The sequence below is a fragment of the Aquirufa esocilacus genome (assembly GCF_042715595.1).
Taxonomy (GTDB): Bacteria; Bacteroidota; Bacteroidia; order Cytophagales; family Spirosomataceae; genus Aquirufa; species Aquirufa esocilacus.
Genome location: NZ_JBBKXX010000001.1, coordinates 666287 through 684214 on the forward strand (window position 1 = coordinate 666287; position 17928 = coordinate 684214).

Sequence of the window (17928 nt, forward strand, 5' to 3'; positions counted from 1 at the left end):
AGAAGCTAAATAGACCGGGCAAAAATACGATTAGCTATGAATTTCACAAAAAAATAATGCTAATTTACCGCAAAGATCAGGGTATCATCCACTGAAAACTTCCATCGGAATAATCAAAGAATGCGCGTCGATGCCCCGCATGGTTGAGCCATAACCAATCAATGGATTGTACTTGGATAGATACAATGCCAAAGTTTTCGTAACCCACTTCGCTTTCTGCTAGCGTAAAATTCTCTTGTTCAATTTCTTCAGAAAGGCCGCTGGTTGACCCATCGGAAAAACTGGATGGGCTAAAGTGCGTTAAATAACATTTCCTACTGGACAAAGAGGTTGTTTCCCAGGCTTTGGCCGTCATATCATTCGTATGATGTAAGACCGCCTTTCCCTTAACTCGTAATTGAATTCGCTCCTCCGAATCATAAAATAGCGCACTAATGGAGGAATTAATTGATAATTCATTCCATTTGGGACTTCGGATATCCGTGTGAAAACGTAACTCTTTGTCTACAGGGATCGTCTTTCTTAAAACAACCGTCCGCATATTCACCTCGCCACTATTTAGAGTAGCCACACAAGGCGTATGAAAAGGACTTCTGCTTTTACTGGCTCCTATGACTAATCTAGTCCAGCAATCTTGTTCCAATTCGTTTAAATTGTATTCAGTATAATTTTTACGAATTAGTTCGTTGTCTTTCATTTTTTTTCTTTGCTCTTCTTGCCAAAATTGAAATAGGAAATATCACCGTCAATCCTAATACGGAAAGAATGAGTACTTCCATGAATAAACTTGAAAAGCTTATAATAGGATCTGAATCAATTATTGCCAACATGATGGTAATAACTAAAGATACTAAATAGCTTTTAATCAGGATGGGCGAAATTTTCATTTGTCTTACTATTTTTCAAACACCTTTTTCAATAAATCACTAGTTCTAGCCAGCGGATTCGCCCGAATATCTTTCTCTTGTTTGGCTATTTCGCTGTAAATTCCCTCCATCGCTTTTTCTGTTACATAGGCACTTAAATCTGGATTGATTTTCTTATTACTGAAAGGAATAGCGTTGTATGCCGAGATGGCTTTTTCCCAATATTTGGTGGCGTTTACCTTGTCTAGGGATGTTTTTACGATGGGATTAAAACTGGATTTCAATTCCGAAGCGGTTTTTGAACGTAAAAATGAAGTTGCTGCTGTTTCTTCGCCTTTTAAAATAGTCAATCCATCCGAAATAGTCATTTGTTTGATGGCGTTCACAAAAATGGGTGCTGCGGTGGCGGAGGCGTCCTCTGCCGCACGATTCATACTGAGAATGAAATCATCTGCGAATTGGTTTAAGCCCACACTTCTGAGAGTACTTTCGACTTTAGCTGCTTCTGGTGGCATGAGGATTTTAAGGGCAGCATTTTTGAAGAATCCATCCGGTTTAGCCAGGTTTGCGCAGCCTTTTTCGGCACCTACACGTAAGGCTTCTTTTAGGCCGTTGGCGATATCATCTGAACTTAAGCCTGTTTTTTGTGCACCTGAAGCGATTTCGGTGGCTTTTTTGAGTATGCCTTGGAAGCTTTGGGCTTTGGCATTTATCGAACAAAGGGTTAAGAGTATTAGTAGTTTTTTCATATTTATTTTAAAGAATAGAGCACAAAGAATAAAGAATAAAGTTGGTATCCCCTGCGGGGATGATCGTATGAAATATTTCATTCACTCCTGTCCACTGTCCACTGCCCACTGCCCACTAATTTACCGAATAATTACTATCTTTAAACACAAACTTATTAACTGTCTATGAAATTACGTTTCCTACCCTTATTACTTCTCCCCCTCTTTTCTAACGCACAATCTAATGTCGATAGTCTGTTCATCAAAAAGATGTCAGACGAAATTATGACGAATGGAAAGGCATACGACTTATTGTATGAGTTGACCAAAAAGATAGGTGGGCGTTTAGCCGGCTCTCCGCAAGCACAGAATGCGGTGATTTGGGGTAAGAAAAGCCTAGAGGCGATGAGTCCAGATAAAGTGTTCTTACAGCCGTGCAAGGTGCCTAATTGGAAGCGTGGAGGGAATGATTTTGTGGCGATTACGGGTGTAAATGGGGAGGCGAGAATGCAGCCATTGGCGGCTTTTGCCTTAGGAAATTCGTTAGGCTCCAATGGATTAATCGAGGCGGAAGTGGTCGCAGTGGCTAGTTTCGAGGAATTAGAGAAGCGCAAGGAAGAGGTGAAAGGCAAGATTGTGTATTTCCACAGTGTCTTTGACCCTACGAAGATTCAGACGTTTAAAGCATATGGCGAGAGTGGTGCTTTTCGCCGTTCTGGTGCGAGTAGAGCCGCGAAATATGGTGCAGTGGCGGTGTTAATTCATTCACTGAGCACGGCGCCGGATAATGAGCCACATACCGGTGTAATGGTCTATGATGAAGCTTATCCAAAGATTCCAGCGGTGGCTTTAGGTCCGAATGATGCTCAGCTGTTGTATGCTTTGGCCAAAAAAGGAACCATCAAAACCCAAGTACAAACCTACGGTTTCTTTCTGCCAGATGCGGATGACAACAACGTAATTGCAGAAATTCGCGGATCCGAATTCCCAGACCAATACATCACCCTAGGCGGTCACTTAGACAGCTGGGACGTGAATGAGGGCGCACACGATGATGGCGCCGGCATCGTCCAAACGATGGAAGTATTGCGCGTCATGAAAGCGTTAAACTACAAACCAAAACGTACGATTCGTTTTGTCCTATTCGCAAATGAAGAAAATGCCGCGCGCGGTGGCAAAGAATATGCGAACCAAGCTAAAATCAACATGGAGAACCACATCTTTGTCATCGAAAGCGATGAGGGTGGCTTCACTCCTCGTTCCATCGGAATAACGGCCTCTCCTGCTCAATTCGCTAAATTTCAAACCTGGACTCCCCTATTAAAGCCGTATGGTTCTGAGATTACTTTTGGCGGTGGCGGTACGGACATTGCCCCGATGGCCGGCATCAATAAAGAATCCATCTTAGCGGGATTAATTCCAGACAGCCAACGCTATTTCGATCTGCACCATGCAAAGACGGACGTGTTCGAAAACGTAAACAAAAGAGAATTACATTTAGGCGCCGTGAACATGGCGGCCATCATCTATTTAATCGATAAATACGGCGTAAAATGAGATTAACGACATTATTTCTGCTTTTTGCTTTTGCTGCATTCGCGCAAAAGACTTCATATTCAGTTCTTGTCTACACGAAAAATGGCCCTGGCTACGTGCACGATAATATTCCCTCTGCGGTAGTCGCAGTTCAAAAGTTAGGCTCTGAAAATCACTTTAAAGTAGATGTTTCGGCTGATCCGTTGGTTTTTGAAGAAAAGAATTTGGCCCAATACAAAGTCATCATCTTCACTTCCACTAACAACGACGTCTTCGACACGGATGCTCAGCGCGTCGCTTTCCGCCGCTACATCGAAGCCGGTGGCGGATTCGTGGGTGTGCACTCGGTAACGGGCACAGAACGCAAATGGAGCTGGTTCAAATCGATGGTAGGCGAAACGTTCTCTTGGCATGCGAAATTCCAACCCTTTTCGGTCATCAATATCGCCCCTTCCCACCCATCCCTACAAGGTGTCCCCTTAAAATGGACGAAGGAAGACGAATGCTATTTTGGCTTTGAACTCTATCCAGGCATCCAAACACTAATGATGCATGACGTAACCACTCTTGATCAGTCTCAAAAAGACCTCATCACGAAACACAAAGGCGTTTACGGCGATTATTTCCCAGCCGTTTGGACCCAACAATTCCAAGGTGGACATATTTGGGTAACGACTTTAGGCCACGCGAAAGAAAACTACCAAGAACCGACCTATTTAAATCACTTTTTGCAAGGGATTAACTACATCGCTGGCCAGGTGAAGAAAATTGATTACTCGAAGGCTTTCTCGACGGGGAAGGATGATGGGTTGAGGTTTTAGAGGGTATTAAGTGATTGGGTACTACTTAAAATGAACGAATAGCTCTTACTCGCACCGTTAATATGGTATGGATGTTTGATAAATATTCAAATGTATCATTTGAAAAATAATAACTTTTAGTCTTTGACCCAGTAATACCGAAATCTGAATTATTAGCATCGTCGGTGTATTTTGTAGAACTCCAAAAGGAAACAAAATAGTATTGAGATCTGTTCGTGCCGCCGTTAAAATTAGCTACATTATAAAGATTGCCAGGTGCCTTATATCCAACGGCATTGTTAATAACTGGTAATTCATAAATGGTAGGTAAACGCCAATCTGTAAATTTTTTACCATTTGTGGAGTGATTACTTGGATTACTTATGGCATTTTCTGCTTCTAAAAAGCTGCAAGCATTACATTGGTCAATTTCCTCTACAACTAGTCCGTGTTTATTATCAGGTGTTAGATAAAAAACGACACCTCCTAAATCAGGATTTAAACCTATAGAATAGGTGTTTGAAGACGCGTTTGAGGTTACTGGTGTGGAAGAAACCCATGTTGTTCCATTGGAAGTTAATACATTACCACTAGTACCTGGTGCTATCAATTGAATGGCACTCGTTCCATTGCCTAGTAGAATATTATTTTGGGTGAGTGTGCTTGTTCCAGTCCCCCCATTGGCAACCGAAATGGGACCGGATATCTTTGCATTAGTTACAGATGCGTCTGCTAAATTACTAGTTGTAATTGCCGCAGCAGTTAAATCACTACTCAAAATTGAATTTGATAAATTTAATTTTGAATAATTTATAGCAGCTGCTGAACTTATGTCAATATTCGATATAGAGCCATCTGCAATGGAAGTACTTGATATGGCTCCAGATTCAATACTAAAAGAGGTTCCAGTTAAGGTCAATCCACTCCCAGCCGTGTAGGTTGAGTTTTGACTTGAGGCCCCACTGATGCTTTCCCATGAGTAGCCATTAAATATTTGAAGTTCTCCACTTCCATTTATTCCACAATTGTAACACCAAATGATTAAACCATTCTCTGGAGAATCGATATTGTTTTTTTCGTTTTCAACCATCCTAGGCGGTAGAAATCCTTTTGTCGTAGAATTAATAGCAAGTGCCGCTGAAGAATAGGAATACGAATCTCCAATAGTCATGTCAGGCACATTTACTTTTCCATTTGCTATAATACTACCGTCAGGGGATAAAACTAAATTAGCTTGGCCTGCAAAAGTTGCCCCAATAAACATTTTCTTATCATTCGAACTCGAAAAGGCTTTCAAGGCAATATCTCCTTGAACCGTATCATCAAAAAACTGGTCATTACTGCCTACTATGCCATATTCGGCTCCTCCTCCTTGATTACCCACTCTCATCCAGGTAGGTGCAGTAGGATCATTTTGTTGTAAAAAAATGCCCGGGCTATTACCGTCACTATAAACAGCTAGGTGATCAAATTCACTTTTGTCTTGCCAAATGGCATTCCCATTACCATCCTCAGTCAATACCAGGCCTGCAGTATAAGTAGGATATGGAAGTAGATTAGAAAGGGGTAATGAATTGTATCCGTCAAATAAAATAATTGTTCCGTTTTCTGGTAATTCTAAATCTCCATTATCATTAAACACCCAGCGGTTAGATAAATTATTGACAGGGTCCTCCATTTTTAAATAGATCCCATTTTCTGAAACAGATACTCTAGTGACTTTATCAATATCGCTAGCATCTTGCCACAGCAGTTTTGTAGGTTTATTAGTTAAATCATTAAAATCCCCATTAAAAATACTACTTACTCCAAGCTTAGATTTAATACTCGCTTCTGTTTCATCTCCCGTATTAATGCCCGATAGTGTAGAAACAGCGCCATTGGCTATTTTTTCGTTGGTTACCGCTCCTGTAGCAATTTTAATCGATGTTATTCCTCCATCTGCAATACCTCCTGAAGCTGAATTTGCAGAGATATATTCTTTAACTGCTTTTTGTGATGGATAAAGATTGTCACTAGGATTTGCGCCGCCTAAATCTATTGCTGTTGATTTATTTGCAGTGTTTTCTTTTGTTGTGATTGTAGTGGAGAATGTGTTTGTAGTTACTTTAGTATCCAAAGCCTCTTGCATCAAAGTGCTAATTGGTTTCGCTAAATCTGACGTATTATTGATTTGATCTATTCCTAAGGCCGTTTTCAAAGCTGAAATAGAGGATAATCCTGTTCCTCCTTTTGAAGCAGACAAAACACCTTCTACATTCTCTGCGTTTACCCCGTTCGCATAATAGGCAAATGGTACGGATTGCAAGCGTGTTGTTCCCATGGCTGCGAAGCTGGTTCCTCCAGCGGGATCCATTTCCACTTTAAGGAATTTAGGATTGATTTTCCAGTTGATGTCAGTGAAGTTCCCTGTTTTGGAGATTTGGGTTCCGTCGCCTATCACCACCGAGAATATGCCTTGCGCATTTGTGTTGACCTCTTTGGATTCCACGTATTCGATTAATCCAGTTTCAGTTCCTTGAATGACGGAGAATCGCAGGCTAATTTTTTGAGTGGCTAATACTGCACCTGCTGCGTTTCTGCCTACACCCTGGAAGTTGATTCCATTGTTTTGGGAAAAGACAAAGAAGGAAACGAGTATGAAGAGGAAAGTAAGGGATTTTTTCATCAGTTTATTTTAATGAATTTGAAGGATAAAGCTTGTTTTACGCCGTCAGAGGACGAATAGATCAGTCGAATAAAATAAGTGCCCTCTTGTAATTGAGTGATATTTATTTCCTTATCTACGTAATTGATATAATAGTTGGTTGGGTAGGTATTAAGAAAGCGACCTTGTAGGTCAATGAGGTGAAATTCGACGAATCCTGCTTTAGCTAAACCTCCTTTTAATCGAACATAATCTGTGGCAGGATTTGGGGATAGTACTATCCCCTCACCTTCCTCAAAAAAACGATTAACAATTCCTGTCACTAATGGCGTGAAGGATTGAATGAATCCGGAACTTAAACTGATTTGATTTGAAGATTGATAATATTTTATAGAGGCAGATTCCCCGATGCTGAAGTCCAAATTTCCTCCTGTATTGACTGTCATTGGACTTATGCTTTGAGCAGAAGTACTTATAAGTGGAAGAAATAAAGCAAAAACTAAGAGACGATTCATGTATGTTTAGAACAGATTGCCTAAAACTACAATGAATGAAATGGTGAACGTTTGCTAGTTGAAATTGATCGGTCCTAAGTTCTGAATTTAGTACAGAATCAATCGATTATTTCAATAGGCTATTTTCAAAATAGACGGATGGTGTGCAAGAATAGAATCGATTGAAAGCTCGATAGAAAGAGCTTTTGTAAGAGAATCCCGATTCAAGAGCAATCGCTTCAATGGTAAAATTATCGAGCGTCTTTGAATCGACCTTAGACAAAAAATGCCTAAGACGCATTTCATTTAAATAATCATTAAAGCGCTTTTTGTAGTGATTATTGATAATATAAGATAATTCTCTACTTGGAATTTTCGTTTCAACAGCTACTTGATTTATACTTAAGTTGGGTTGTAAATATGCTTGAGATTCAATAAAATATTTTTCTATCAACTTTATCTCATTCGAATAGTCTTGATAGATAAATGGTATCTTATCCATTTCGTTTTCTAAGAGGCTGGAATGAATTTCCTTATACTTAACAAAAGGAAGACCATTTAAGGCCTGGGGATAAATCAATAAATAACAGCAAATACTAAAGAATCCTACCCCTAAAATTATTTCAGGGATGATATGAACCACTTTCGTGTCGAATTTTTCTTTCAATAGAAAATAAATGGGTATTGTAATTACGTATCCAATAATGATTAAAGCATTTGCAAATGTGAAAACGCGCAGCCACTGAATAACCAATTTAATTTGGTTTTCAATCATTTTAATCGGATTTGCTTTTTTATATTCAAAAATTAAAACCCATTGGAAAATCAAATAAAAGACAGATTGAATCGGACGGAAAACATAAAATATAGTTTCAGGAAAAAGTCCCAGCTGTTTTTCAACGGCAAAGGTTTTTGCTTGAATTGTTTTTGAAATAATGTCCAATTTGAAGTCATTTGGACTGAAATAAAATGGTAAATAGTTAATTAAGAAGAAAAAAAATGGTAATAAATGTAATAGGTCAATTCTTTTAAATTTCTGCTCATTAAATAAAACAGTCCTGACATACAAATAACCTAATGGTGGTATTAAGAACGTAAACGGAGCAGCTGTTCTATATAAAAAAGCAACAAAGACTATTTTACCAGTGTAGATGAGTAAATATAGAATGGCTGCATAGATTTGACAAAATATAAAGGAAGATAAGATGTAATCAGAAAAGGATCGAAGTGCATTTTTCTTAAATAACAATACATATACCGTGAGTAAACCACAAATGATACTTGCTTGCGAAAAATCCATTAAATCGATCATGTATCAAAGGTAACTATTTCTTCCTTTTTATTGAAAATACCTTTAATCGGTTACTTTTTAATGGTTATTGGTCTTTAAAATTCTTGTTTTTTAAAAAGACCGAACAGCTCGAACTTTACCTTGTGCAGAGATTTTATCTATACCTCTGACATCTCGATTAGGAACAGAATACGCATAGGCATCATAATCACCTCCTTCTGTTGAAGTCCAAAAATAATTTGTTGAAAATGGTGTACTTAAGTTTGTTTTCATGGCATTCATTTGAGAAGCACTAGGCAAATACCAATTTGTATAATTACCGCCTGTATAAGCTCTTGCTATTCCTGCGGCATAACTTGTTCCTGATCCTTCAACATTTATAATTATATTGGTGTTACTTAATCCAGTCTGCAAATCAGCTGAAGGGAAATCCTCGATTCCTGTGTCATTATTATATATACCTGCACCACCAGAAGATCCCATTGTACCATAGTTACTACTCCAAACAATATTATTAGGTGTTAAATCACCTGAAATAATTAATCCATGTTGTTGGTTTGCATCATACCCTATATCTCCAGCTTTAAGAATATAGGCAACAGTACCACCGCCATAGGTATTACCTACTGACAAATTTGTTTTAATACTAAATGCAGTAGGCGCAGAACTTGATGCTGCATAATTTCCATTGGTGGCAACGGTTGCTATTACGGTATAAGTTCCACCATCCGTAGGCTTTGTAGCACTTGGACCATAAGTAGTAATTCCGGTTCCTGTATAACTGTATGTGTAACTAGTTCCTGTCCCTGTATTCGTAGCAGCTGTTGGACCTTGTGGTGTTCCGGAAATATAATTATAAGTGCCAATGGTTGGCGTTACAGTAGGTATTGCTTGAGCAATAGTAAATGCAGCACTAGCAGTTGCAGCGTTATAATTACCATCCCCACTAGCACTTAAACTTACAGTTACACTATAAGTTCCTGCATTGGTTGGACGAGTTGAACTTGACGCATATGTCGTTGACCCCGTCCCAACATAAGTGTAAGCGTAAGTACTTCCTGTTCCTGTATTGGTGGCGGCATTAGGTCCTTGTGGCGTACTTGCTGTAAAAATATAAGTGCCAACAGTTATATTAATAGTAGGTGTGCCTTTTGAACTTGCAGTTCCCGCATAATTTATCCAACTGTTACCATTATAGTATTGTGGTTCTCCGTATGTACCACAATTGGAACAATAAATCATCAAGCCTTGTGCAGGATTTGTAATCGCTAATCGTTGAGCTATGGTCATTCTTGGAGGCAAGAAACCTTGCGTTGTTGAACTTGCTTCCAATATTGCAGAACTACTAGATTCAGTCGCGGCACCAACGATTACTTTTCCATTTACAGTTGCATTGTTTAAAACACCAACACTGGTTAAACTAGATCCTGTAATAGTTGTATTTAAAGAAGTCCCCATTAAAGTTCCAGCATTCGCCGCAACAGTAATATCACCTGTACCATCAAAAGCAATCCCATTTATATTCCTGGATGTTGCAAATTTGGTTGCGGAACTTGCTAATGTTGCAGTTGCCGCATTACCAGTTATACTTCCGCTTATGGGATTAGTTACTGATAAATTAATTAATGTACCCACCGAAGTTAAACTTGAATTGATTATAGTAGATTTTAAAGTTGTGCCAGTAAGTGTACCAGCATCTGCAGTTACTGTTATAGCGGCACTACCATCAAACGCAACTCCATTTATATTTCTTGCAGTTGCTAATTTTGTTGCAGTACTCGCAGTACCCGCTGTGGTTGCAGTTGTTGCAGAAGCTGCATTTCCATTGATACTTCCATTTATTGGATTTGTTACTGTTAAATTTGACAAAGTTCCAACGGATGTTAAACTTGAATTGACTACCGTTGAATTTAAAGAAGTCCCGGTGAGCGTTCCAGCATTAGCAGCAATCGTAATATCTGCTGTACCATCAAATGCAACTCCATTTATGTTCCTTGAAATAGCAAATTTTGTTGTTGTAGCCGCATTACCAGTGGTAGATTGATTAAGTGTAGGAAAATCCGATGCCACAGCAATACTTGGAACGCCCGTGCCGTTTGTATTTTTTAAAATACCTGTTTGAAGATCAAGTAAACGAGTCCCATTTATTCCTATTACATTGTACCCATCTGAACCTGTCATCAATGGCTTTATATCTCCATAGTGTACTGCATTAGTAACTAAACTATTATACCTAGAATTAATAGCATTGTCTCCAGTATTTGCTGCAAGTAAATTAGCAACATCCGTAATTAAATAACTATATCTTGTATTAACCGCATTATCTCCAGTATTAACCCCTGACAAATTTGCAACAGCAGTATTGGCAAGCATATTATTTGATATAGTACCAGTAGCAATTGAAGTTATATTACCAACACTTGTAACTACTCCAGTTAAATTAGCGTTAGTAGTAACTGTTGCTGCATTTCCTAAAATACTTCCATTGATAGGATTTGTGACTGATAAATTTGCTAGAGTACCTACTGATGTTAAACTTGAATTAATGATAGTTGATTTTAACGTCGAGCCTGCTAATGAATTTGCATCTACACTAGTGCCTATAGGTGCCTGCCAAATAGCATTACCAGAAGCATCAGCAGTTAAGACATCACCCAAAGTCCCTGACACTTTTGGATAAACCACTGAACCTAATTTTAAAGTTCCAGCGACTTCTAAATTTCCACTGTTACTTAATGACATCCCTATATTCGCACTAGGATTACCCATCCTAAATATCATTGATCCTGTACCAGCATTATCAAAATACATCCCTCCTTGCATGGTTCTAAAAACCATACTCCCATCTGCATCTAATTGAAAGGAACCGTTATAAGTGCTTGAGGGGTTGCCATCAATAACATTTGAATAAAATCCAATAGAAGAACCATTAGCATGGTTAGCACTTCTGGGATGTGATATTAAAGAAATCCCAAATTCATCCTCATCGCCTTGTCTCACCTCTAATGGAGAAGCTGGAGCATTTGTTCCAATTCCTACTCTTTTATGTGTCGCATCCCAAAATAAATTAGGATCACTACTTATTGAATTAGTACCATTAAAAAATGGTATTTCTCCGTTTGTATTTAAGCCATTACCTACTAATGGATTTGTTAATGCATCTTGTTTGTTATTGAAAATATTAAAATCAACGGCCCTTAAATACCCTCCTCTAGAATCAGTTACATAATCCATTGCATCTTGCTTATTATAAAACCTTGTATAATCAGTGCTATTTAATAATCCTCGATTAGTTGTATTCGCATCAGGAATGTTGAAAGTATGTGTGCCAGATGCACTTGATATATTAAAATCGACACCGGCTGTTCCAACAGCAAATAACTGAGAAAGGTCTGTTAAATTATTCATGGAACTAATACCAGCAATAGAGCCACTTCCAGAAGAAACTGGAGGAGCCTGCCAAACAGGATATCCATTATTGTCAATTGTAAGTACTTCGCCAATCGTTCCGAATGTACCATTTGCCTTAAATTTTCCTTGCCTTAAATTTAAATTGCCTTCAAAAATATTTACACCCCCAATATCAACATTTATTTCTCCTGGAAATAAAGAAGAACCATCATCACCGTAAAAAGCCCAATGATTTTCATTAGAATTGACTTCATCAAAAAAATCAAAAGACAAACTATTCTTTGAAAGTATTAAATTAGAAGATTGCTTATTAGCCGTATCGGTAACGGAAGAAACCATAAAATCATCTAGCAAATCTATTCTACTTTTATCTGCAAAATTTAATTGAATTCCATAATCAACATGATCAGCATCTTCTTGGAATGTTTCACTCCTTGTTTTAATCTTGAATGAAGGTCCATTACTTTCAATACTTGCATTTGGTAAATTTGTTATGCCAATATTGCTAAAATAAATATTTCCACCTGAAAATACAGGTCCTGGCAATGTAGTTATACCATATTCACCCAATTTCCATTCTTTATCATTTACCGAAAAACTAATTGAACTATTTTTAAGAGCTATATAATTTCTATTTGCATAATTTAATTGCACCCATTTTGCTCCATCTGGCGCATACAAATCAATAGACCCCAAATCGTCAGGGTTCTCTGCATCAATATTTTGTATATCTCCTATCCTACTTCCATTGGCAAAATCAATAGTAGTGGGGGTATTTGTTCCAATAATGCCTCCCATTGTGCCCATTACTAAATTATTTTGAAATGTTTTTTGACCTTCAATGGATTGACTAGTTGTTAAACTTACGACTCCATCAGTTAAAATATTTTCATACCGCAGATTAGGTGCATCATCTCCATTATTATCTCTTTTAACTGATGCAGTTCCAATTACAGACAATATTGCAGGATTACCCCCAGCTGCAGTCATTGTTATATTATTTAGAGAAGTGGCTGTAGCAATTCCCAAATTTGGTGTTACTAAAATTGGAGAATTTATTAAAGGGCTAGTAGACAAAACAACATTATCCGATCCTGTTGTTGCAATAGCCTGAACCATAGCAGTAGATGAGGTAGTATTACCAAGAATCGTATTGGTAGGTATACTTTGAAATTTAGCATAGCTCACTGCCCCATCGGCCAGCTTAATATTAATTATACCTCCATCTGCAATCCCTCCACTGGCCGCATTTGCATTTACATAAGCCTTTACTGCTTTTTGTGTTGGGTATAAGATATCACTTGGTGATACACCACCTAAATCAGCAGCTGTGGACTTATTTGCGGTATTTTCTTTTAATGAAACTGTTGTTGAAAAAGTGTTAGTTGAAACTTTGGAATCTAATGCGATCTGAGTTAACGTACTTATCGGTTTTGATAAATCGGATGTGTTTTCTACATAAGGAAGGCCTACCATGGCTTTAGTAATACCTGTAACAGTTCCGGTAAATGTGGGTGACTCAATGGGGGCTTTAAGTTCTACATCTGTAATATTAGCCTTAATTGCAACTGTCGTAGAAAATGTTGCTGTGGAAATCTTCGTATCTAGTGCCGCCTGTGTGGCGGTGCTAATTGGTTTCGCTAAATCACTCGTATTATTGATTTGATCTATACCCAATGCCGTTTTTAAGGCAGAGATCGAGGCGACGCCTGTTCCTCCTTGAGAAGCGGATAATACGCCATCTATGTTATCTGCATTTACACCATTTGCGTAATAAGCAAAAGGTACACTTTGTAAACGGGTGGTTCCCATCGCTGCAAAGCTGGTGCCTCCAGCGGGATCCATTTCGACTTTTAGGAACTTTGGATTAATTTTCCAGTTGACATCTGTGAAATTTCCCGTTTTTGAGATTTGAGTTCCATCTCCGATTACCACGGAGAAAATGCCTTGTGCATTTGTTATGACCTCTTTGGATTCTACGTATTCGACTGCTCCTGTTTCAGAACCTTGAATAACAGAGAAGCGAAGGCTGATTTTCTGAGTGGCTAAAACCGCCCCTGAAGAATTTCTACCAACACCTTGGAAATTAATGCCATTGTTTTGGGAAAAGGCAAAGAATGAAACGAATAAGAAGAGGATCGTATATAATTTATTCATTAGTTTATTTTAATGAATTTGAATGTTAAAGATTGTTTAAGATCGTCTGAGGACGAGTAGATTAGTCGAATGATATAGGTACCTCCTTGCAAATGGGAGATGTTTATTTCCTTTTCGAGGTAATTAATGTAATAAATGGATGGATATGTTTCAAGAATACGTCCTTGCTGGTCGATAAGATGAAATTCGCCAAAACCGGGTTTGGACAAAACTCCTTTGAGCCGAACATAATCGGTAGCTGGGTTAGGAAAAAGTGCGAGACCCTCACCTGCTTCAAATACACGATTGACTATACCTGTCACTAATGGCGTGAATGATTGAATGAATCCGGAACTTAAACTGAATTGATTAGTAATTTGAAAATAGGCAACGGAGGCAGATTCGCCTATGCTATAGTCGAGCGTTTTACTTGTTACTCCTCCCACATTTATTATTGTGGGACTTATACTTTGAGCGGGTGCTCTTAAAACAGAGATAAATAGTAAAAAGAAAAAAATACGATTCATGCAGTGTTAGAACGGTAGATCTAAAACTACTATAAATGATTTACGCCTGGAAGATTCTGCCTAATGCATAACTCCCAAGTTCAGAACTTGACACAAATATCAGGCTTTAGGTTTCAAATTAGCTGATTGATGGGATTGTAAATATTCAGAAGGAGTACAAGAATAGAACCTATTAAATGCTCTATAAAATGAGCTTTTAGAAGAAAACCCAGATTCTAACGCAATAGCTTCAATGGTAAAACTATCTAGGGTATTACTATCTACTTTGGTTAAAAAATGCTTTAAACGCATTTCATTTAAAAAATCGCTAAATCTCTTTTCGTAGTAATTATTAATGATATAAGATAAATCTCTGTTGGGGATATGTGTCTCAACTGCGACTTGGCTAATTGTTAAGTTAGGTTGAAGAAAAGTTGAATTATTCTTAAAATAGTTTTCTAAACAGTTTATTTCTTGTGAATAATCTTCATAGATAAAGGGGATTTTATCCACCTCATTTTCGATCAAATTTGATTTTGTTTCTCTGTATTTGACAAAGGGTAATCCAGTTAAAGTTTGAGGATAGATTAATAGATATGAACAAATGATAAAGAATGAAAGCCCAAGAAGAAAATTAGGTACGATGTTTATTAATTTATCTTCAAATAAATTTTCCATAAAGAAATATAATCCGATGGTAGAAAAATACGCCAGTAAAATGCACGAATTAGCTGTCGTGAATACTTTTAACCATTGCAGTACTAATCTAATTTGCTCCTCAATCTTCTTATTAGGGTTGTCTCGGTTAAATCGTATAATTAACCCCCATTGAAATATAAGATAAAAAATGGCTTGAATAGGCCTGAATAAAAAGAAAATATTTTCAGAGAAAAGACCTAGTTGCTTCTGAATCGAAAAGTTTTTATCCTGAATAGTTTTTGTAATTATCTCAATCTTGTAGTCATTTGGACTTAAATAAAAAGGTAAATAGTTAATGGTAAAATAGATGAATGGCAACAAATGAAGTATATCTATTTTATTGAATTTATGCTCATTAAATAGCATCGAACGCACATATAAATAGCCAAGTGGTGGTATCAAAAAAGTTATAGGTGCCGCAGATCGGTATAAAAATGGCACATGAATGATATTGCCTGAAAAAATAAGGATATAAATAGCCGCTGTCCAGATTTGGCTAAGAATAAAGAAAGATAGAATGTAATCTGAGAATGATCGCATGGCATTCTTCTTTATCAGAAGAACGTAAACTGTAAGTAATCCACAAATAATACTCGCATGTGAAAAATCCAGTAAATCAATCATGCATCAAATGTAGTAATTTCTTTTTCCTTTTTTCGTGAAAAATGCCCATTTTTGCAGCATGATTAGAGTATTTCTACTGGCAGTAGCCTCCGTGTTTGTCTTAATGTCTTGTGAAAAATCATCTGCTGAAATCGAAGCAGAGGTACGTGAATTGTGGGTACAAAATCTTCAAAAAGAGCACGTTACAGGTGTGGATGTCCTAGAAGTTTCCTTAGTTCAAAAGAGTGATTCTTTATATACCGGAGTACTTAAAACGAAAGAACCCGAGGGTACTTTCCTCTACAATGTAGAAGTAACAAACGCCGGAGATCAGCTTTCTTATGAAGTTATTGGAGATGGCATCCCTGCGGATGGTCGTAATAACCACGAACCGGATGATCAGCCAGCAGAGTCAGATAGCTTACACCAATAGTATTTTACCCGTACGTCCCTGAGTTTGATAGGCATCAATAGCCTCTTTGAATTGTGCCAAAGGAAAGGTTGCCTGTATATCTACGGTCACTTCTTGACTTAGTAGTAGCGAAAATACCGCCTTGATAGCTTTTTGAATGCCTACCGATCCTAATTCTTCCCACCACGAGCTCAACCACCAGCCCTCTACGCTTAATTTTTTGAAAATAAGTAGTCCTGAATTAAGGGGAATGGGTTCTTGACTTAATAGGCCAAAAACAAGCATCTTTCCGCCAGTTTTAAGGCAATTCAAGGCTTTGGCCCCCTGATCCCCTCCTACCGCATCAAATACATAATCAATGCCCTCAGGGAAAATCTCCTTGACTTTCTTCGTCAAGCTTTCTGTCGCTACGTCTATAACCGCCGTAGCCCCCAAATCCAATAAAGTTTGCTTCTGATCTGCTTGCCTTACCGTAGCGATGACGTGAATACCGCGCATAGCCGCTAATTGAATCACGACTTTACCCCAGGCAGATGCCCCAGCTGTAATCAATAACGAACCCCCTTTTTGCAAACCAGACGTCTCTAACATCCCATAAGCCGTCACCGGATTCACGAAAGCCTGGCAAGCCACCTCATCTGTCATACCGTCTGGAATGGGAATCAATCCCGCATCCGGCACACAAGTATATTCTTTCCACGTACCTACAGAGGTAAATAGTACACGGGTTCCCTTAGGGAAAGTAGCCGATTCTTCCACAACGCCAGAAGCTTCAAACCCTGCACTACTGGGTAGTTTAGGCGTAATGCCATATAAACCTTGCACAAACATCATATCCGATGGATTGATGTTACGAGCTGTGATGCGTACGAGTGCTTCTCCTGCTTTAGGTGTGGGCTTTTCGATTTCCTCTAATCGAAGTACATTTTCAGGCAATCCAGTTTCGTGAAATACGACTTGCTTCATGGTATGTTTTTTCCAGTGTTGGTAGCGTAAATTACCATATTATTTCTTTAAATTGTTTAAAAATAGACTAGAATATGCAGGCATTTTCATTGAAGAATCAAGTAGCCCTTATTACAGGCGCTAGCAAGGGAATCGGATTCAGTATCGCGGAGTTTTTTGCGGAGGCTGGAGCGAAGGTGGTCATCAGTAGTCGGGACCAACCTACTTTAGATCAGTTAGCCCAGGAATTACGAGACAAAGGATATGAGGCGACAGGCATTGCGTGCCACGTGGGAAAGATGGATCAATTGGCTCATTTAGTTTCAGAGACGATTGCCCAATACGGCCAAATTGATATTCTCGTGAATAATGCGGCGACTAATCCGACTTTTGGCCCGATTCACGATACGACGTTGGATGCCTTTGATAAGATTATGAACGTGAACCTGAAGGCTCCATTCGAGTTAATGCGACTCTGTTTACCACATCTTCAGAAATCTGCTAATGCGTCCGTGATTAACATTAGCTCTGTGGGCGGTATTTCTCCGGAACCCGGATTAGGGATTTATAGCGTGAGTAAGGCGGCACTTATTTCGATGACGAAGGCTTTTGCCAAAGAATGGGGCGACTTTAATATCCGTGTGAATGCCATTTGTCCTGGCTTGATCAAGACGAAGTTTTCGGAGGCGCTTTGGTCCAATGATAAAATACTGCAACATACGCTTCGTCAATTACCTATCAAGCGCATAGGTACCCCAGAGGAAATCGGAGCTACCGCCTTATACCTTGCTTCACCAGGAGCGTCTTACACGACAGGCGCAGTCATTACCGCTGATGGCGGTTTAACCATTTAA

General features: G+C 38.5%; 13 protein-coding genes. 4 read left to right on the top strand and 9 right to left on the bottom strand.

What is annotated here, in order from left to right; translation table 11 throughout:
• Positions 1-76: 76 nt before the first annotated feature.
• Together SKC37_RS02910 and SKC37_RS02915 are read right to left on the bottom strand one after the other, a co-directional pair.
• Positions 77-697 carry a pyridoxamine 5'-phosphate oxidase family protein gene (locus SKC37_RS02910; RefSeq protein ID WP_377980022.1) on the bottom strand — a complete coding sequence of 207 codons (621 nt, stop codon included), beginning with the start codon at positions 695-697 and terminating at the stop codon, positions 77-79.
• A 198-nt stretch (positions 698-895) separates the two neighbouring features.
• Positions 896-1615, bottom strand: coding sequence for a DUF4197 domain-containing protein (locus SKC37_RS02915; protein ID WP_377980023.1), 720 nt, complete (start codon positions 1613-1615; stop codon positions 896-898).
• A 165-nt stretch (positions 1616-1780) separates the two neighbouring features.
• Here SKC37_RS02915 and SKC37_RS02920 point away from each other — a divergent pair, with 165 nt between their 5' ends.
• Together SKC37_RS02920 and SKC37_RS02925 are read left to right on the top strand one after the other, a co-directional pair.
• Positions 1781-3151 carry a M20/M25/M40 family metallo-hydrolase gene (locus SKC37_RS02920; RefSeq protein WP_377980024.1) on the top strand — a complete coding sequence of 457 codons (1371 nt, stop codon included), beginning with the start codon at positions 1781-1783 and terminating at the stop codon, positions 3149-3151.
• The gene (locus SKC37_RS02925; protein WP_377980025.1) at positions 3148-3951 is read left to right on the top strand and encodes a ThuA domain-containing protein; all 804 of its coding nucleotides are present in this window, start codon (positions 3148-3150) and stop codon (positions 3949-3951) included. Before SKC37_RS02920 ends, SKC37_RS02925 begins: the two co-directional genes overlap by 4 nt.
• 25 nt (positions 3952-3976) lie before the next feature.
• On the opposite strand, the gene SKC37_RS02930 is transcribed toward SKC37_RS02925, so the two are convergent.
• From SKC37_RS02930 to SKC37_RS02955, 6 genes are all read right to left on the bottom strand, one after another.
• Positions 3977-6598, bottom strand: a complete 2622-nt coding sequence (locus SKC37_RS02930; RefSeq protein ID WP_377980026.1) for a hypothetical protein — start codon at positions 6596-6598, stop codon at positions 3977-3979.
• The gene (locus tag SKC37_RS02935; protein ID WP_377980027.1) at positions 6598-7092 is read right to left on the bottom strand and encodes a T9SS type A sorting domain-containing protein; all 495 of its coding nucleotides are present in this window, start codon (positions 7090-7092) and stop codon (positions 6598-6600) included. The genes SKC37_RS02930 and SKC37_RS02935 overlap by 1 nt, the downstream gene beginning before the upstream one ends.
• A 106-nt stretch (positions 7093-7198) precedes the next feature.
• Positions 7199-8383, bottom strand: a complete 1185-nt coding sequence (locus SKC37_RS02940; protein WP_377980028.1) for an AraC family transcriptional regulator — start codon at positions 8381-8383, stop codon at positions 7199-7201.
• Positions 8384-8473: 90 nt separating this feature from the next.
• Entirely contained in the window at positions 8474-13930 is a 5457-nt protein-coding gene (locus SKC37_RS02945) for a beta strand repeat-containing protein (RefSeq protein WP_377980029.1), read from the bottom strand.
• Positions 13930-14436 (bottom strand): T9SS type A sorting domain-containing protein, encoded by a 507-nt coding sequence (locus SKC37_RS02950; protein ID WP_377980030.1) that lies wholly within the window; start codon positions 14434-14436, stop codon positions 13930-13932. The genes SKC37_RS02945 and SKC37_RS02950 overlap by 1 nt, the downstream gene beginning before the upstream one ends.
• A gap of 99 nt (positions 14437-14535) precedes the next feature.
• Positions 14536-15738: a helix-turn-helix domain-containing protein gene (locus tag SKC37_RS02955; protein ID WP_377980031.1), complete on the bottom strand. Its 1203-nt coding sequence runs from the start codon at positions 15736-15738 to the stop codon at positions 14536-14538.
• 58 nt (positions 15739-15796) lie between these two features.
• Between SKC37_RS02955 and SKC37_RS02960 the strand changes: the two genes are divergently transcribed.
• Positions 15797-16150: a hypothetical protein gene (locus SKC37_RS02960; protein ID WP_377980032.1), complete on the top strand. Its 354-nt coding sequence runs from the start codon at positions 15797-15799 to the stop codon at positions 16148-16150.
• Here the strand turns inward: SKC37_RS02960 and SKC37_RS02965 are convergent.
• Positions 16139-17095 carry a zinc-dependent alcohol dehydrogenase family protein gene (locus SKC37_RS02965; protein WP_377980033.1) on the bottom strand — a complete coding sequence of 319 codons (957 nt, stop codon included), beginning with the start codon at positions 17093-17095 and terminating at the stop codon, positions 16139-16141. The genes SKC37_RS02960 and SKC37_RS02965 overlap by 12 nt on opposite strands.
• Before the next feature lie 74 nt (positions 17096-17169).
• Between SKC37_RS02965 and SKC37_RS02970 the strand changes: the two genes are divergently transcribed.
• Complete coding sequence (locus tag SKC37_RS02970) at positions 17170-17928, top strand: SDR family NAD(P)-dependent oxidoreductase (RefSeq protein ID WP_377980034.1); 759 nt, start codon at positions 17170-17172, stop codon at positions 17926-17928.